Raw genomic sequence first — 16505 nt, forward strand, 5'->3', positions numbered from 1 at the left:
AGGTGGGCTTCTGGAGTAGAAGCCCACCCTTCTGTGTAAGGGGTCAGCTTAGCGGTTTAGCGGCGAACCCTCGGGGAATCATCTTGATTGAGGTTTTCTCAGTTAGACCGTCGACTTGAATGCGGTCAAGTTCTTGCCCGGTTGAGCGGTCGTAACGAACCATCTGGATTTCTTCGTCTTGGTTGTAAGAGAAGGCAACGATATCGTCTTCCCTGAAAACAACTTGTGAGTTGGACAGTCCTTTTTTAGTTGCGGAGATATCGAAGAGTTCTTTGGTGACGCCGGTGGAAACATCGGTCTCATAGATAGTGTTCCCCAGGTACCAGGACAGTTTGCCATCTTTGATAGCTTCATTATCTATAGCTTGAGCGTGTGCTACTCCATTGCCGTCTTCATGGGTAAGAGGTAGCGGGGCTCCTTCTTCATCAGTCACAGGGACCGCTAAGAACTCTCTTGTTTCAAGGTCGAAGGTGAGCACATCGCCGTACTGGTAGCTACCGTATTCATTCTCTTCAGGCAGTGTACCCAGGGCAAATACTTTTCCGTCCCGGCAGTGTAAGTCGTTCGCAGGGGTATGGTAGTTAGGAAAATTAAGGACTAGTTTTTCTTTTTCTTCCTTCTCATCAATTGTGACAAGAATTTTTTCTTCAACTCCGTCATTTTTGTAATGTCCAGTGGTCGGAGAAATCCCTACGATTGTTCCATCCGGGCAAATTCCTGAATCATAGTATGAACCCTCGGTTGGAAAGGAGACAACATCATCTCCGTTTCGTTGAATAACCTGAGTTGTATACCCCTGATTTTCCTGGGAACCAAAGCTGTAGAGACCTACGGTAGAGCCGTTGGGATGAAGATTGTAGCCGTACAGCAAGTCAGATTTTTCAAGAGACCATTTTTCGAGTTTTTCATCGGTCAGCAGATAGTCTGCGGATTTATCAGCAAAGTGGATTCCTTCTTCTGTCCAGAAAACGCCACCGTTATCTAGCCCGTCCACCCTGATGGTTTCATAGGATCCATCAGCTTTAATGAGGGCAAGATAGCTACGGTCAACGGGGGTCGAACCAATCACTTGGGGACTGAGATAAAGCGCGTATTCAACGTCCTCTAAGTTATTCCCGGCAAGCTTTGCCGCGGGCCATCCGTCTAAAGCTGGGGGAGGGGTGCAGGCAGTAAGGAGGAAGGTAGCTGTGAGCGCGATAAGGCTTCTTTTTTTCATGGAAATCTCCTTACTTAGCTCACGGTATAGTAAATCTCGGTGTGTTCGGAGTCCTTAATGTTGTAGGGGTAGACACCGACGCCGCCGTTGCTGTCTAAATCAATACCGGCGGCAACATCATAAGCGTGCCAGACCAGTTGAGAGCAGTTGAGGGCTGAGAAGCTACCAAATTTATTGACAGCAAAGTTTGAGTTATAAGGGCGACCTAGTAAGTTCTCATTCGCCCAATCTGCGACAGAATCCTTGGTCACCTGGTCAATTTTCACATTGAGCAAAACTGAGCCAGATGGTGCTGATACGTTGTTTCGGCTGATTCTATGGCTTTGAGTATGTTCCCCCTTTTTGCCGGGGGCTTCAATGACTTCTTGGGCTGAGAAGTACAAGCCAGTATGGCCGTGGTCAAAACTGAGGGTATTTGCGGGAGTGACAAAGATGTCACCCCTATTCCGCCCAGCAGGTAAGGTGGGAGCAGCCTGGCGGAAGTCGGAGGAGCTTGCAGTGTTGTTGGTAGTGCTTCCCCGGGCGTCCTCGAGTGCTTCCTGTGCAACAGCGTCCACGGTGGTGTTGTTAGCTTCTGCATAGGCCGAAAGGTCAGCCTGCATCTGTGAATATGAGGTGCCGGGGTTCAGCTCTACAAGCTCGGCGATTGGATCATCGCTGCTCGCTGAAGCGGTGGTAATCCCTGCGAAGGCCAGAAGGAGGGTTGCGGTAGTGGTGGTCGTAGTCTTGCCAAAGATGAGCATGTGAAACACCTCTCTTATAAGTATGCTTTGGATTGGTAGGTAGTTCTAAATTTAGTAGTCCACCCCCTCTGGAGCAAGGGTGTTTGCTTGGTAAATAAGGCCACTTTGCTTTAGTGCAGTCCTGCTCAAAAGTGTTTTTCCCCTCATCTCTGCTAATGACGGGAGTATCTTTGCAGTGTTTTACGTCTCCTCCAGCCTGCCCTGAAAAATATTCGTAACACTTGCGTAACAATAATTCTTTGTGGGGGCTTCACCTGTTATAAGCTTGCGCAGTTACCCAAAATGCCACCACCGAAAGACAGGCACCATGACAGCAATCAACCGTCGTTCCGCTCTCGCCCTCACTGGCGCGTCCGCCCTTGCCCTGGCCCTGGCTGCCTGCGGCTCCTCCTCATCCACCACCTCCGGCTCATCCTCCGCAGCTGCCGATAAGCTGCAGGCCATTAAGGACGCCGGTAAGATCCGCATCGGCTTCGAAGGCACCTTCGCCCCCTGGAACTACCACAACGAAGCCGGCGAACTCGTGGGCATGGAAAAGGAAATCGGCGACCTGATCGCCGCTGACCTGGGCGTCACCGCCGAATACACCGAAACCCCCTGGGACTCCCTGATTGCCGGTGTCGACGCCGACCGCTACGACATCGTCATCAACAACGTCTCACCCACCGAAGAGCGCAAGCAGAAGTACGACTTCTCCAACCCCTACGTCGCCTCAGAAGGCAAGGTAGCCGTCCTGCAGGACTCCAGCCTGCAGACCATTGCCGACCTCAACGGCGCCACCGCAGCCTCATCAGAGACCTCCAACTTCCGCACCCTGCTCGAAGAAGCAGGCGCCCAGATGACCATCGTCACCGGCTTCGACGAAGCCATTGAGCAGGTCCTCACCGGCCGCGTCGACGCCTGCGGTAACGACGCCGTCACCTTCGCCTACTACACCGAGCAGCACCCCGACGCCCCCATCCGCCTGCTCGACGGTGTGCTTGGCGACGCCTCCCAGTCCGCAATCCTCATGCCCAAGGGCGCCACCACCCTGCAGACCGCCATCAACGACTCCATTGCCAAGCACCTGGAGAACGGCGACTTCAAGGCCATCTACGAAAAGTACGTTGGCATCGACCTCAGCCCCAAGGCCTAACCCGGCCCCGGCAAGCCGCACCCCGGCGTCCGAACCGAAAGTAACCCGTAGAACACTATGGACCGCTACCTAGAACTCTGGGCACAATCCCTGCCCTCCCTGCTGCTGGCCACCGTGCAGGTGACCATCCCGCTGACCCTCATCTCCTTCGTGCTCGCACTGGTGCTGGGTCTGCTGGCCACCGCCGCCCGCAACCTCAGCCGCTACAACCCGCTCAACTGGCTGGCCACAGCCTTCGTGTGGTTCTTCCGCGGCACCCCGCTTCTGGTGCAGCTCTTCCTGGTGTTCTACGGGCTACCCCGCATCGGCATCACCCTCGACACCTGGCCCGCCGCCATTATCGCGCTGAGCCTCAACACCGGAGCCTATGTGGCAGAGACCTTCCGCTCAGCCTACGCCTCGATTCCGCGCGGCCAGTTTGAAGCTGCCCGCACCCTCAACTTCACCAAGATGCAGACCCTGCGCCACGTCGTCATCCCGCAGGCCACCCGCATCGCCCTGCCCCCGCTGGGCAACGACCTGATCGATCTGGTCAAGGGCACCTCCCTGGTCTCGGTGATCTCCATGGTAGATCTCTTCCATTCCGGCAAGCAGGTTGCCGCCCGCACCTTCGAACCTTTGGCCATGTACCTGGAAGTCGCCGCCATCTACCTGGTCATCTTCACCCTGCTCTCCATCGCCCAACGCGCCCTCGAAAAGCGCACCAGCCGTTACATAAGGACAGCCAATGCTTAGCCTGAAGAACCTCACCAAAAGCTTCGGCGAGAACACCATCCTGCGTGACATCTCCCTGGACCTCGACAACGGCGAAACCACGGTTATTCTCGGGCCCTCCGGCTCGGGCAAATCCACCCTGCTGCGCTGCCTGAACCTGCTCGAAACCCCCGAGTCCGGCGTCCTCACTATCGAGGGCGACTCGGTAGACTTCGCCGCCGGGCTGACCGACGAGCAGGTACGCACCATTCGCAAGCACTCGGCCATGGTCTTCCAGAACTTCAACCTCTTCCCCCACTACACCGCTGAGCAGAACGTGGCCCTGGCCCCGGTACTCAACGGCAAGATGGGTAAGGACGCCGCCGCCCAGCTCGCGCGCGAACTCCTAGAAAAGGTGGGGCTGGGGCATAAGGCAGACGCCTACCCCGATAACCTCTCCGGCGGCCAGCAGCAGCGCGTCGCCATTGCCCGCGCCCTGGCGGTTGCCCCCGACTACCTGCTCTTTGATGAGCCCACCTCTGCCCTTGACCCCGAGCTTGAAGCCGAGGTCATTCGGGTGCTCATCGACCTGGCCCGCGAAAAACGCTCCCTGGTGGTCGTTACCCACAACATGGCCTTCGCCCGCCGGGTTGCCGACCGCATCGTCTTCCTCGACGGCGGCAACGTGCTCTACAACGGCGCCCCCGAAGCCTTCTTCGCCTCCGACAACGAACGCATCCAGCGCTTCCTACAGATCTTCGAAATGACGGACTACCGAATCTAAGGCGCTGGGGCGCTAGGGGCGGCCTGGGTATTTGGACCAAATTGGCGCCGCGCCACCTGCTTCACCCCCTCATTTCTCTCTTGACCCCCTCGAAAATCACGGGGGTGGTGGGTGTGTCGAGGGGGTGATGTGTTAACACCAGAGAATCTCAGAGGGCTACCGGTAAATTGCTGAGCGGTGACCAACGTCGAGAGCGATAATCTGCATCTGCTGATCTTCAAATTTTACGAGTATTCGAAAATTTCCTACACGATAACGCCACAGGCCAACCTTGTCAGCTGTCAATGCTTTTCCCCGGGCCCTCGGATCATCTAATTGAACTACCTGGTCGAGGTAAGTCTTAATTCTACGAATATCCGGCTTATCGAGCTTTCTAATCGATCGTTCAAACTCTTTTGCCAGCACTAATTGCCAGGCCACATTCAGACCCCGAGTTCATCCCACAATTCCTGGGCAGGGCGGGTCTCACGGCCGTCTTCCTCGAATCGTGCCAACGCCTGCTGCGCCCATACCTGTTCTTCCTGCTGTTCAAGATAATCAAGTACAGCAGAACGCACTAGCTCTTCGGTGCTCGTGCCAAGAGCGGAAGAAAGACTCTGTAGTTGTGCCTCTTCAGTAGCTGTAAACTCAACATGCACGGTCATAGGTTCTCTCCTTACTGTGCTTTCCAGTATGGCAAACGGCTGCACTTTCAACAATAGGATATTGTTCTGGACTTGCTTTCTGTGATGAAGAAGCTGGGAGGGTCGAGGGGGTGAAGTGTTTTAAGGTGGCGACGGACGTCCGCCCCCCATAAAGCCGGTGATACAGCTCTGCCTTTCTTAGACACTTTCACCAAATCGCTCTGTGGCCTAGGTCATTATGTCTATAAGCGGTGGGTTATCTCTTTTTAGTATCGAAATTGAAAACGCACAGGCACCACTTCCGGTGCGCCGCCACGACCGACACCCAAAGGAGGGCAAGGGCCATGACCACCACCCCCACCCGTCAGCGCACCATCCGCGGCGCCGTCCTCGAACAAATTGGGGCAGCAGAACCTTACGCTGAAACCCACCCCATCACTATCTCAGAACTCCAGCTCGACGCCCCCGGGCCCGGCGAAATCCTCGTCCGTATTGAAGCCGCAGGTCTCTGCCACTCAGACCTTTCGGTCGTCAACGGCAACCGGCCCCGGCCCGTCCCCATGCTGCTGGGCCACGAATCAGCTGGCATCATCGAAGAACTCGGCGAAGGGGTCACCGATCTTCAAGTCGGCCAGCGGGTTGTCATGACTTTCCTGCCCCGCTGCGGCGAATGCTCCGGCTGCGCCTCCAACGGCAAGACCCCCTGCATCCCCGGCACCGCATCCAACACCGAAGGCACCCTCCTCTCCGGGGCCCGCCGCCTCACCCGCGACGGCCAGACCGTCCAGCACCACCTGGGTGTCTCCGGCTTTGCAACCCACACCGTCGTTGACCAGCGTTCTGTCGTCCCCGTGGGCGAGGACGTCCCTGCCGACGTCGCAGCCCTGCTCGGCTGCGCCCTGCTGACCGGCGGTGGCGCCGTCCTCAACGTCGCCAAGCCCGAGAAGACCTCCCGCGTGGCTATCGTCGGCCTGGGTGGCGTTGGCATGGCAGCTTTGATTGTCGCCCGCGCCCTGGGCGTTGAAGAAGTCGTTGGCGTTGACATGCAGCCCGACAAGCTCGAGATGGCCAAGAAGCTGGGCGCAACAGACGCGCTTACCAGCCCCGAAGCCCTCGAACAGGCAGCAGCCGGCAAAAAATTTGATGCCGTTATCGAAGCCGCCGGCCACGCAAAGGCCCTTGAAACCGCCATCAAAATCACCGGCCCCGGCGGTATCACCGTCACCGTCGGCCTGCCCGCCCCCGGCTCCGAGACCGTCATCGACCCCCTGGCCCTCACCGCTGAGGCTCGGACGATTGCCGGTAGCTACCTGGGCACCTCAGTGCCCTCCCACGACATCCCCATCTACGAACAGCTCTGGCGCGACGGCAAGCTCAACGTAGAAGGCCTCATCTCAGCACACATCGAACTCGACCAGATCAACGAAGCCATGGACGCCCTGCACAACGGTGCTGCCCTTCGCCAAATCATCAAGTTCTAACATCACACAAACCCCTTGTAAAGGAGCAAGACCCCATGTCACACATCTACGACGCACTTATCATCGGCGCCGGCTACGGCGGTTTGGGCCAGGGAGCCCAGTTCATGCAGGACGGCATCGAGGACTTCCTGATTCTTGAAAAGGCCGACGAAATCGGCGGCGTCTGGCGCGAAAACACCTACCCCGGTGCCGCCTGCGACACCCAGGCCGTCATCTACTGCTTCAGCTACTTCCTGAACCTGCGCGTCTCCCGCATGTACGCAGGCCAGGAAGAACTGCAGAACTACCTCAAGGACCTCGCCACCGAATTCAAGCTGGACGAGCGCATCCGCTACAACACCGAGGTCACCCACGCCACCTGGGACGAAGACCGCAAGCTCTGGGTCATCAAGACCGGCACCGGCGACGAACTGCTCGCCCGCACCCTGGTCGCTGCCTGGGGCCAGCTGTCTGAGCCCAACATCCCCGCCTTCCCCGGCACCGAGAGCTTCGAGGGGGAGCGCTTCCACTCCGCCAACTGGCGCCACGATATTGACCTGACCGGCAAGCGTGTTGCCTCCATCGGTAACGCAGCCACCGCCGTCCAGTACGTCCCCGAAATTGCGAAAATCGCTGAGCAGGTTACCGTCTTCCAGCGCTCCGCCAACTACATCCTGCCCCGCGACCAGCACATCTTCACCGCAGAAGAGACCGCTGAGTTCGTCTCCAACCCTGACTCCTACCGCAAGATTCGCCAGGAAATCCACGACTTCCGCGAAGCAGGTTTTGAGCGCACCCGCCGCGGCACCGAAGCCTCCGCTGAAGGCGTCGCCATGGCCCGCGAGCACCTGGAAAAGCACATCACCGATCCCGTGCTGCGTGAGAAGCTGACCCCCGACTACGACTACGGCTGCAAGCGTATCCTGCGCTCTGACGAGTTCTACCCCGCCCTCACCCGCGACAACGTCGAACTGGTCACCGAAGGCATCTCAGAAATCACCCCCAAGGGCATCAAGACCGTCGACGGTGTAGAGCGTGAATTCGACGTCATCATCTACGCAACCGGCTTCCAGTCCCAGGCCTTCGGCCGCAGCACCGTCATCACCGGCACCGGCGGCCTCACCCTGGACGAGCGCTGGGGCGACGCCCCCGAGGCCTACCTGGGCATGGCAGTTGACCACTTCCCCAACTTCTTCATGATGTACGGCCCCAACACCAACCTCAACCACAACTCCGTGGTCTCCATGCTGGAGCCCGCCCAGAAGTACGTTGTTCAGGCCGTCAAGCACCTGCAGAAGAACCCCGACCAGCCCCTGGACGTCCGCGAAGAGGTCATCAACCGCTTCAACGACGAGCTGCAGCAGACCCTGACCGGCTCAGCCTTCTCCTCTGACTGCTCCAGCTGGTACAAGAACGCCGATGGCCGCGTCATCAACAACTGGGGTGGCACCGTCAACGAGTTCGTTGAGCTGACCGAAACCCTCAACCTTGAAGACTACGGCCTGACCGCCTAAGAACCCCGTTAGGGCGCCGGTGAACCAAGCCACCGGCGTCCTTTCCCTTAAGCAGAGCAAAGGAGAACACCCACCATGACTAACTCCTACCCGCCCCTTGCTGCGGATGCAGCGGCCGTCATTGAGGCCTTCCGGGCCGCTGGTTCGCCCTCCTTCCATACCCTTGAGCTGGGAACCGCCCGCACCAACTACCGGGCCTCCTGCGCGAAGAACGGGATTCCGGCCGCCCAGATGGCCCAGGTAGCCGACTACGACCTCGGCAATTTTTCGGTGCGGCTCTACACTCCCGGTGAGATTTTCGGGCCCACCCCTGTGATTCTTTTCTTCCACGGTGGCTGCTGGGGTATTGGCGATCTTGATACCCACGACGGCCTCTGCCGGGCCTTGGCCGCGGATGCCGGTATCCCGCTGCTGGCAGTGGATTACCGCCTGGCCCCCGAATACCTGTACCCAACCGCTCACGATGACTGCCGCGAGGCTCTCACCTGGCTCACCGGCAGCACAGAACACGGCCTGGCCGTCAGCGGCGTGGTCCTGGCAGGCGATAGCGCCGGTGGCCACCTGGCTGCGGTGATTGCCCGAGAGAACACCGAGGCGACCGTTCCGGTGCTGGCCCAGGTCTTGCTCTACCCGGTGCTGGATTTGACCATGAGCAGCGAGTCCTACCAGCGCGTGACCGAGGGCTACCCCCTGGTCGCTGAGACCATGCGCCACTTCACTGCCGCCTATGTGCCCGCTGAGGTTGACCTGTCAGCCCCCGAGCTGAGCCCCGCCCTTGCTGAGGTTCCGGACGGCCTGGCCCCGGCCTACGTCGTGACCGTTGGGCACGACCCCCTCGCAGATGAGGGCATTGATTACGCTGCGAAGCTGGCCCGCGCGGGTGTTGAGGTGGTTACCCACCACCTGCCCGGTTACGCCCACGGCCTCTTTACTTCAGCCGGTATTCTTCCCGTAGGCCGCGACGAGGTGCGTGCCGCCGCTGCCTTCATTCGGGAGCGCGTCTAGCCTTCAGGCTTGATGCAAGGACGTCGAAGCCCCACCCTTCCTGCCCTCTGGGTAGGGGGTGGGGCTTTGGCCTTTCCTGGGGACGGGGCTAGTCGACGCGGTCGCGCAGGGCCAGCCAGAGGGGGGCGAAGACGTCGGGGTCGCCCAGGTCAACGCCGAGGAGGTTCTGGGCGGTTTCGATGCGGTGGCGCACTGAGTTGCGGTGGACGCCGAGTTCGCGGGAGGTGGGCTCCCACTGGCCGCGGTGACGCAGGTAGGCGGCTACCGTGCCCAGCAGGTCGGAGCGGTCGTATTCGAGGAGGGTGGCAACCCATTCTTCGGCGCGGCTGCGGTCGTAGCCGCCAACCTTAGAGAAGTAGCCCGGCTCGGCCCGGCGCAGGCCGCGGCGCACGGCATCGACGGCCGTAGGCAGCTCGTGCAGGAGCACGGCCTCGCTCATCATGGCGCTGACGGTCGCTGCCCGGCACCAGTCGTTGGCAGCAGCGCGGGGGCTGGCTGATGATGCGGCTTTCTCGGTAATGAGCAGGAGCAGGATACCGTCCTCCTGGAGCCGCAGCTGGGTCTCTTCGAGGGCTGAATCGAGGACGGGGACGTTCGGGGTCCGCTCGAGCAGGGGCAGGACGCGCAGCCAGTCGTTGGGGTCCTCCCGGCCATCGCCCTTGATACCGATCACATGCATACGTGCGGGAAGTTCGCCCATGCCGACGTTCTCAGAGAGCAGGCGGGCAGCGTCCGCATGGCCACCGGCCAGCAGGCGCACAACAGCCGCACCCAGGGTTGCAATGCCGGCGGTATAGCTTTCCCGCTGGCGGATCTTCATCAGCAGCAGGGTACAGACAGTGGCAACCACCTGGGCGTCTGCAGCCGTCAACCTGCGGGGGGACCCCACCATAAGGTGGCCGTAGCTCTTCTCCCCCGAAGACACCGGATACTTGAGAATAATCTGCCCGTTAGCCTCGTAGGTCAGCGGGGCATTCGCGTTACCCTGCTTGGTGCGGTCTTCTGCCTGGCGGAACTTCCGCACATAAGCCTCAGCGGTTTCCGGCCAGACCACAGCATTAGCCCCCGTTGCCGGAAGATAGGCAGCCCAGCCACCCACAAACTGGCCCAGGCGCCGCAAAACCGCCTTAATGCCGTCCGGACGCACCACCTCCCGCACCAGGGCCGTCTGCAACCCCAGGGTGCGTTTCAGCTCAGCCTGACCGCCCTCGTCCGCAAGGTGCCAGTAGGTGCGGGTAATCTGCTGGAAGGTCACCTCATCAGGCACAATCAGCAACTCAAGGCCCTGGCGGGCGCACTCGCTCTGCACTGCCTCAGGTATCTCAGGAAAAACCGGGCCAACCCCGAACCCCAGGGCCTTAACCCCCTTTGCGACCAGGCGGGACACATAATCCGGCACCGCCTTACAGGAGTTCTCAAAAGCCATACCTGTCGTCAGCAAAAGCTCCCCACCCGACAGGTAGGGGGTGGGGTCAAGCAGCTCTGAAAGATGCACGCCGCTCAGCTCATGGGCAGAAACCTGCCCCTTCTCAGACACCGGCACCAGGGCCGTATCGAGTTTTTGTTGAAGTTCACGCAGTGAGACCATGGTCATATTATCCATAGCACACCCCCCACCCAGCAAAAATGCACACTCAGGGGCCCGTCATAATTCCTAGTATGTGGCTATGAACGAAACTGTAAACAACTCAGTACCCCAGAGCCGCCACCTCGCCACCGAGGTCCCCGGCCCCAAATCAACCGCCCTGCACGCTGAGCGCCTCAAGCACGTCACCAACGGCTTCGGCGTCACCCTGCCCGTCTTCGTAGAACGCGCAGGCGGCGGCATCATCGAGGACGTCGACGGCAACCGCCTCATCGACTTCGCCTCCGGCATCGCCGTCACCAGCCTCGGCGCCTCCAACCAGAAGGTCGCCGAGCGCGTCGCCGCCCAGGCCGCCAAGTTCACCCACTCCTGCTTCATGGTCACCGAATACGACTCCTTCACCAAGGTCTGCCAGTGGCTCAACGAGCACACCCCCGGTGACTTCGAAAAGCGCACCGGCCTCTTCTCCACCGGCGCCGAAGCCGTCGAGAACGCCATCAAGGTCGCCCGCTCCTACACCGGCCGCCCCAACGTCCTGGTCTTCGACGAGGCCTACCACGGCCGCTCCCTGCTGACCATGGCCATGACCGCCAAGGAAAATCCCTACCGCCTCAACTTCGGCCCCATGCCCGGCGAAGTCGTGCGTGCCGCCTCAGCCAACCCCCTGCGTCCTGCAGCCGGTGGCACCACCGAAGAGGAAATCACCGCCAATGCCCTGGCAGCCGTTGAAAAGACCCTGACCGAGCGCGGCCCCGAAACCTTCGCCGCTATGGTCATCGAACCCATCCAGGGTGAAGGTGGCTTCATCGTCCACGCCAAGGGCTTCCTGCCCGGCCTGCGCGCCCTGGCTGACAAGTACGGCATCGTACTGGTCATCGACGAAATCCAGGCCGGTATCGGCCGCACCGGCACCCTCTACGCTGCCGAACACGAAGGTGTCGCTGGTGACCTCGTCCTCTCCGCTAAGGCCCTGGCCAACGGCGTGCCCCTGTCAGCTGTCACCGGCCGCGCCGACATCATGAACGCCCCCCACGCTGGCGGCCTCGGCGGCACCTACGCCGGTAACCCGCTGGCCTGTGAAGCAGCCCTGGCTGTCTTCGAGCAGCTTGAGGACGGCGCCGTCCTTGAGAACGCCCGCATGATCGAGCGCGTAGCCCGCGAGATCCTCGAACCCCTGGTTGAAGAAACCGGAATCGTTGCCCAGGTCCGTGGCCGTGGCGCCATGCTGGCTGTCGAGTTCGCTGACGCCGACCTGAACCCCCTGGCCGACATCACCAAGGCTGTGTCAGCCGCCTGCCACAAGCAGGGCGTCCTGACCCTGACCTGTGGTACCTACGGCAACGTCCTGCGTCTGCTGCCCCCGCTGGTTATCAGCGAAGAGCTGCTGCGCGACGGCCTCGGCGTCCTGCGCGAGGCAATCCTGGAAGCTGCCAAGTAAACCCCTGTACGGGTTAGCTCCCTCAAAATAGTTACTGTCAGGCAAACCCCCGCCGCCTTCTGGAAGGCTGCGGGGGTTTGTTGTGGGTGGGCTTTATTCGGTCCATTCACCGCCGGGGATGAGGGGGTAGCTCTCCCGCAGGCGGGCATGGGCAGCCCGGGGCGGAATGTAGACCCAGGCGGTATAAACCTGCCCGTCCTCGGTGGTGACATCGGCAAGGACCCGGTTGTAGAGGTTATCGTCGTGGACGGGTCGGGTGGGGTCAGTGCCCTCTAGCTCATCCAGGGAGGCGGCTACTGCCTCCCAGTCGGCGGGGTCCACAAAAACTAAGGTGCCGCGGACGTGCGGGGCGGGGTCGTCCTGCCCGGGCCTGGCCGGGAGCAGGTAGGGGTATTCACCGTTGGTGACGAGCTCATAACCGGTGATCAGGGCCTTGGTGTGGTTGGCGTCAGCCCCGCGAAACCAGTGGTTATTGCTCATGCCGGGGCGCAGGGTGCCGTAGACGAAAACAGGGTAGTGGGCTGGGGTGGGGCTAGTGGTCATAGGTCTATGGTAGAAAGCTACCCCGCCCCCGCCGACGCAAATGCCCACCTTTCTTTCGAAAGTCCGTAAGTTTTACGGGCACTCGAAAGAAAGGTGGGCACTCGGTTATTCGGCCTGGCGTTTAGCGGGCAGCCAGCACTTGAGTGATAGCCTCCAGGGCCTCCTCGTTCTGCAAGGACGAGGTGTCACCCAGTGCCCGGCCCTGGTAGAGCTCACCCAGCAGACGGCGGGTAATCTTACCCGAGCGGGTCTTGGGGATATCCGCTACCGCAATGACGTCCTTGGGCTTGGCAATCGGGCCAATCTCGTGGCGGATATGCTCGGTCAGGGCCTTCTTCAGCTCCTCGGCGCTCAGGGCGCGGCCGGCCTCAGAGAGAGTCACATAAGCAACCGCCTGGTGGCCGGTCAGCTCATCTTCCACCGGGCAGACACCTGCCTCTACCACGGCTTCATGGGTGACCAGGGCAGACTCGATCTCAATGGTCGATAGGCGGTGGCCCGAAATGTTAATAACATCGTCGATGCGGCCCAGAATGTAGACGTCGCCCTCCTCATCGACCTTGGCGCCGTCCCCAGCCAGGAACCAGCCGCGCTCGCCGTAGTGGCGCCAGTAGGAATCCAAGTAGCGCTGCGGGTTGCCCCAGACCGTGCGGGCCATGGAGGGGCCAATCTTATCGACCACAATAAAGCCCTGGACGCCAGGCTCAACGTCGGCTCCGTGCTCGTCAACCACGCGGGTTGAGATACCCGGAACCGCCCGGGTCGCACAGCCGGGCTTGGATGCCGTGTGGGGGGCGTCGTCCGCAAAGGTTCCAGCGAGTGCAAACTGGGGGTCGTGAGGACGCGGCGAGCACACGGTTGATCCCGTCTCAGACTGCCACCAGGTATCGATAAAGGACGCGGTGCCCCCGCCCACGTGCGTCCGCAACCAACGCCAGGCCTCGGGGTTAATAGACTCACCCACCGACCCCAGCAGACGCACCGATGAGAGATCGTACTTGCCCGCCGGCGGGCCGTCAGGGAAGGCACCCATGAGGGAGCGAATCAGGGTGGGGGCCGTGTAATAGTTGGTGACCCCGTAGCGTTCAATCACCTCGAAGTGGCGCTCAAAGGTGGGGGTGTTGGGAGTGCCCTCATAAATGACCTCGGTGACGCCGTTGAGCAGCGGCCCGTAGATTTCGTAGGTATGGGCGGTGACCCAGGCCAGGTCAGCGGTGCACCAGTGAACGGTGTTCTCAACCTTGGCGGGGTCATTGACGGTTGCCAGCTCGTCCACGCGGCGCTGGCCCGACTCGTCCTCAATCTCGGGGAGCAGGTCGAAGAGCAGGGCGTGGGTGTAGGCCACCTGGGTCAGGTAGCCAGCGGACGTGTGCACCAGGCCCTTGGGCTTACCGGTTGTGCCCGAGGTGTAGATGATAAAGAGGGGGGTCTCAGCGTCAAAGAGCTGGTAGTCGTGGGTGTCGGGCAGGTCATCGACCAGGTCGTGGTACCAGATGTCGCGCCCCTCGGTCCAGGGCACGGCGGCGTGGGCTTCGGGGGTGCCTGCGGTGCGGTCAATGACAATGACGTGCTCAATGTTGTTCTCACCCGAGCAGGCCTCATCGGCGGTAGCCTTGACCGGTACGACGGTTCCGCGGCGGTTCTGACCGTCGGTGGTGATGAGCACCTTAGCCCCGGTATCTTCCACCCGGAACTTCAGGGCCTCGGCGGAGAAGCCGCCAAAGACCAGGGAGTGGATAGCACCAATACGGGCGCAGGCCAGGGTGAAGATAATGGTTTCGGGAATGACCGGCAGGTAGATGACGACGCGGTCGCCCTGGGTGACGCCCAGCTTCTCCAGGCCGTGGGCGGCCTTGGCTACCCGGCGCTGCAACTCAGCGTAGGTGATAGCCTGACGGTCACCGGGTTCCCCTTCGAAGTAGAGGGCTACCTTATCGCCCTTACCCGCTTCGACGTGGCGGTCTACGCAGTTGTAGGCAACGTTCAGCTTGCCGCCTTCGAACCACTTAATCTCAGGCACGGTGAACTGCTCAATACCCTCACCGTCAAGGCCCAGGCTCTGAGGTTTGGTGAAGGTGTGGGGGTTGGCCTCATCGAAGAGTTCGCCCCAGGTCAGGCGGGCCTTGGCCTGGTCTGCCCAGAACTGCACGCGGGCCTCATCTGAAATCAGGGCCGGGTTGGGGGTGGGGGTAGAGGGGTCGGTGTAAACAAAATCGGCAGGTGCGCCCAAGGGTATCTCCCATCGGTAGCTGGCTGTAGCACCGGCGCCGGGACTCGAAAAAGAACAATATGAACCTGTAACCCCTTGACCCCCAGTCAAGTTCCTGTGGCTCTTGGGGTGGGGCTGGTGGGTCAGGACGCCCGGGTTCAGTTTCTCGGCGTGGTTGCTGCGATCGTCGTAGAGCCAGGTCTCTCGTATCGCTCGTGATGGACAAAAGCTCTTTCAGGTTAAGGGCTACTTCTCTGTGGTGCCAAACCCTTTCCATTCTTTGACGCGTGTGACGCCCCGTGACGCGCGTCCGTCCGTCCTGCCCTGTGGTTTGCCTGCCCCAGTCTGTCCATATCATGAACTGCGGGGTTTCCTTCGAGTTGCGGTAGGAAGAACCGCGTTTCGAAGGAAACCCCGCATCTCGCGCTTAAGCCAGTTCGGTGGGTAAAACCCTGACACAGTCCCGTCATATACGGTCAGTAGATTCACGAAGATGCAACCGTTCAGACTAGAAGCCCTAGATAAGCGATGAAGCACTATCCACAGGCTACGTTTTTCCTTGTCATATCACACACCATGGGTAAAAATGCCTGCTATGGAAGAGCTATTCACATCGGTTGCCACATCATCTGAGCTTGCCCACAAAGGGTATAGCTCCGCTGCCCTTACCCGAGCCTGCCAGGCAGGGCAGCTCATCAGATTCCGTTATAACTCGTACACCACCGCGGACCTCTGGCGCTCCTGGGATCAGACCACCCGGTGCAAGGCCCACCATGTGGGGGTGCTCAAGAACAGCAACAATTACGTTTTGAGCCATAGTTCTGCTGCCCTCTGGTGGGGAGCGCCCTTGCTGACCCTGCCCCAGAAGGTGTGGGTGAGTACTTCGGGTGAAGGCGTCCGGTCGAGAGGGCTCATCAAGGTGTCAGGGGGACGGCCGGACGTATGCGAGAACAGCGTCTTTCGTGAGGGGGCGATGCTGACCGACCCGCTCCAGACCGTCCTGGATTGTGCCCGCGTCCTGCCCCTGCTGGATGCCCTCTGTGTTGCTGATTTTATGCTTCATCAGCGGCATGTACCTGCTTCTGACTTGGAGAAGTCTCTGAAGATGACGGTAGGACGCGGGGCGCGTACAGCCCGGGGCCTTGCTGAACTTATGAGCGGGGCGGCGGAGTCCCCTGCTGAAACGATCGCTCGGTACCTGATAGTTCAGTGGGGGCTGCCTCAGCCGTGTGAGCAGGCTGAACTGGTGTGCGAGGGGCGGCTGTATCGTCCTGATTTTGTGTGGGAGAGGGAGCGGGTCATTCTTGAGGTTGACGGGGAGGTTAAATACAACGGTACCTATGGTGATTCTCGTGAGGTCATTCAGCGGGAGCACCGTCGCCAGCGGGATCTTGAGCACCTGGGGTATCGGGTGATTCGGGTGCGTTGGCGGGATTTGCTGGATCGTCCCCAGCGGGTGAAGCAGTGGTTGCTGGACGCCGGCCTCACCTCCGGGCGGTGAACTGCGGGGTTTCCTTCGAGATACGGTAGGAAGAACCGCGTTTCGAAGGAAACCCC

15 protein-coding genes are annotated in these 16505 nt (G+C 60.5%); 8 read left to right on the forward strand and 7 right to left on the reverse strand.

Annotated elements, in window-relative coordinates; translation table 11 throughout:
* Positions 1-43 precede the first annotated feature (43 nt).
* Both ACMXX3_RS06125 and ACMXX3_RS06130 read right to left on the reverse strand, forming a co-directional pair.
* Positions 44-1216: a hypothetical protein gene (locus ACMXX3_RS06125; RefSeq protein ID WP_421083864.1), complete on the reverse strand. Its 1173-nt coding sequence runs from the start codon at positions 1214-1216 to the stop codon at positions 44-46.
* A gap of 14 nt (positions 1217-1230) precedes the next feature.
* On the reverse strand, positions 1231-1959 hold the full coding sequence (locus tag ACMXX3_RS06130; protein WP_421083865.1) for a hypothetical protein: 729 nt from the start codon (positions 1957-1959) through the stop codon (positions 1231-1233).
* Between the two features lie 307 nt (positions 1960-2266).
* Here ACMXX3_RS06130 and ACMXX3_RS06135 point away from each other — a divergent pair, with 307 nt between their 5' ends.
* Genes ACMXX3_RS06135 through ACMXX3_RS06145 form a run of 3 tightly spaced genes read left to right on the forward strand, consistent with a single transcriptional unit; the run spans position 2267 to position 4571 of the window.
* Positions 2267-3094 (forward strand): transporter substrate-binding domain-containing protein, encoded by an 828-nt coding sequence (locus ACMXX3_RS06135; RefSeq protein WP_421083866.1) that lies wholly within the window; start codon positions 2267-2269, stop codon positions 3092-3094.
* A 57-nt stretch (positions 3095-3151) separates the two neighbouring features.
* Complete coding sequence (locus ACMXX3_RS06140) at positions 3152-3829, forward strand: amino acid ABC transporter permease (protein WP_421083867.1); 678 nt, start codon at positions 3152-3154, stop codon at positions 3827-3829.
* Positions 3822-4571: an amino acid ABC transporter ATP-binding protein gene (locus ACMXX3_RS06145; protein WP_421083868.1), complete on the forward strand. Its 750-nt coding sequence runs from the start codon at positions 3822-3824 to the stop codon at positions 4569-4571. The genes ACMXX3_RS06140 and ACMXX3_RS06145 overlap by 8 nt, the downstream gene beginning before the upstream one ends.
* A 156-nt stretch (positions 4572-4727) precedes the next feature.
* On the opposite strand, the gene ACMXX3_RS06150 is transcribed toward ACMXX3_RS06145, so the two are convergent.
* Both ACMXX3_RS06150 and ACMXX3_RS06155 read right to left on the reverse strand, forming a co-directional pair.
* Positions 4728-4991, reverse strand: coding sequence for a type II toxin-antitoxin system RelE family toxin (locus ACMXX3_RS06150; RefSeq protein ID WP_421083869.1), 264 nt, complete (start codon positions 4989-4991; stop codon positions 4728-4730).
* 2 nt (positions 4992-4993) lie between these two features.
* Complete coding sequence (locus tag ACMXX3_RS06155; protein ID WP_421083870.1) at positions 4994-5215, reverse strand: DUF6290 family protein; 222 nt, start codon at positions 5213-5215, stop codon at positions 4994-4996.
* 323 nt (positions 5216-5538) lie between these two features.
* On the opposite strand from ACMXX3_RS06155, the gene ACMXX3_RS06160 reads away from it, so the two are divergent.
* From ACMXX3_RS06160 to ACMXX3_RS06170, 3 genes are all read left to right on the forward strand, one after another.
* Positions 5539-6675: a zinc-binding dehydrogenase gene (locus ACMXX3_RS06160; protein ID WP_237221611.1), complete on the forward strand. Its 1137-nt coding sequence runs from the start codon at positions 5539-5541 to the stop codon at positions 6673-6675.
* 35 nt (positions 6676-6710) lie between these two features.
* A complete protein-coding gene (locus ACMXX3_RS06165; protein ID WP_421083871.1) occupies positions 6711-8168 on the forward strand; it encodes a flavin-containing monooxygenase in 1458 nt (485 codons plus the stop codon).
* Between the two features lie 75 nt (positions 8169-8243).
* Positions 8244-9173 (forward strand): alpha/beta hydrolase, encoded by a 930-nt coding sequence (locus tag ACMXX3_RS06170; protein WP_237189301.1) that lies wholly within the window; start codon positions 8244-8246, stop codon positions 9171-9173.
* Positions 9174-9261: 88 nt separating this feature from the next.
* Here ACMXX3_RS06170 and ACMXX3_RS06175 read toward each other — a convergent pair whose 3' ends face one another.
* Positions 9262-10776, reverse strand: a complete 1515-nt coding sequence (locus ACMXX3_RS06175) for a PucR family transcriptional regulator (RefSeq protein ID WP_421083872.1) — start codon at positions 10774-10776, stop codon at positions 9262-9264.
* A 64-nt stretch (positions 10777-10840) separates the two neighbouring features.
* Here ACMXX3_RS06175 and ACMXX3_RS06180 point away from each other — a divergent pair, with 64 nt between their 5' ends.
* Complete coding sequence (locus ACMXX3_RS06180; protein WP_237189768.1) at positions 10841-12196, forward strand: aminotransferase class III-fold pyridoxal phosphate-dependent enzyme; 1356 nt, start codon at positions 10841-10843, stop codon at positions 12194-12196.
* Between the two features lie 93 nt (positions 12197-12289).
* Here ACMXX3_RS06180 and ACMXX3_RS06185 read toward each other — a convergent pair whose 3' ends face one another.
* Together ACMXX3_RS06185 and ACMXX3_RS06190 are read right to left on the reverse strand one after the other, a co-directional pair.
* Positions 12290-12739 carry a gamma-glutamylcyclotransferase family protein gene (locus ACMXX3_RS06185; RefSeq protein WP_421083873.1) on the reverse strand — a complete coding sequence of 150 codons (450 nt, stop codon included), beginning with the start codon at positions 12737-12739 and terminating at the stop codon, positions 12290-12292.
* A gap of 121 nt (positions 12740-12860) precedes the next feature.
* Entirely contained in the window at positions 12861-14969 is a 2109-nt protein-coding gene (locus ACMXX3_RS06190; RefSeq protein ID WP_421083874.1) for an AMP-binding protein, read from the reverse strand.
* Between the two features lie 574 nt (positions 14970-15543).
* Here ACMXX3_RS06190 and ACMXX3_RS06195 point away from each other — a divergent pair.
* Entirely contained in the window at positions 15544-16449 is a 906-nt protein-coding gene (locus ACMXX3_RS06195) for a DUF559 domain-containing protein (RefSeq protein ID WP_421083875.1), read from the forward strand.
* Positions 16450-16505: the final 56 nt, after the last annotated feature.

Origin of the sequence: Rothia nasimurium (genome assembly GCF_049068285.1) — a bacterium.
In the GTDB taxonomy this organism is placed as follows: Bacteria; Actinomycetota; Actinomycetes; order Actinomycetales; family Micrococcaceae; genus Rothia; species Rothia nasimurium_I.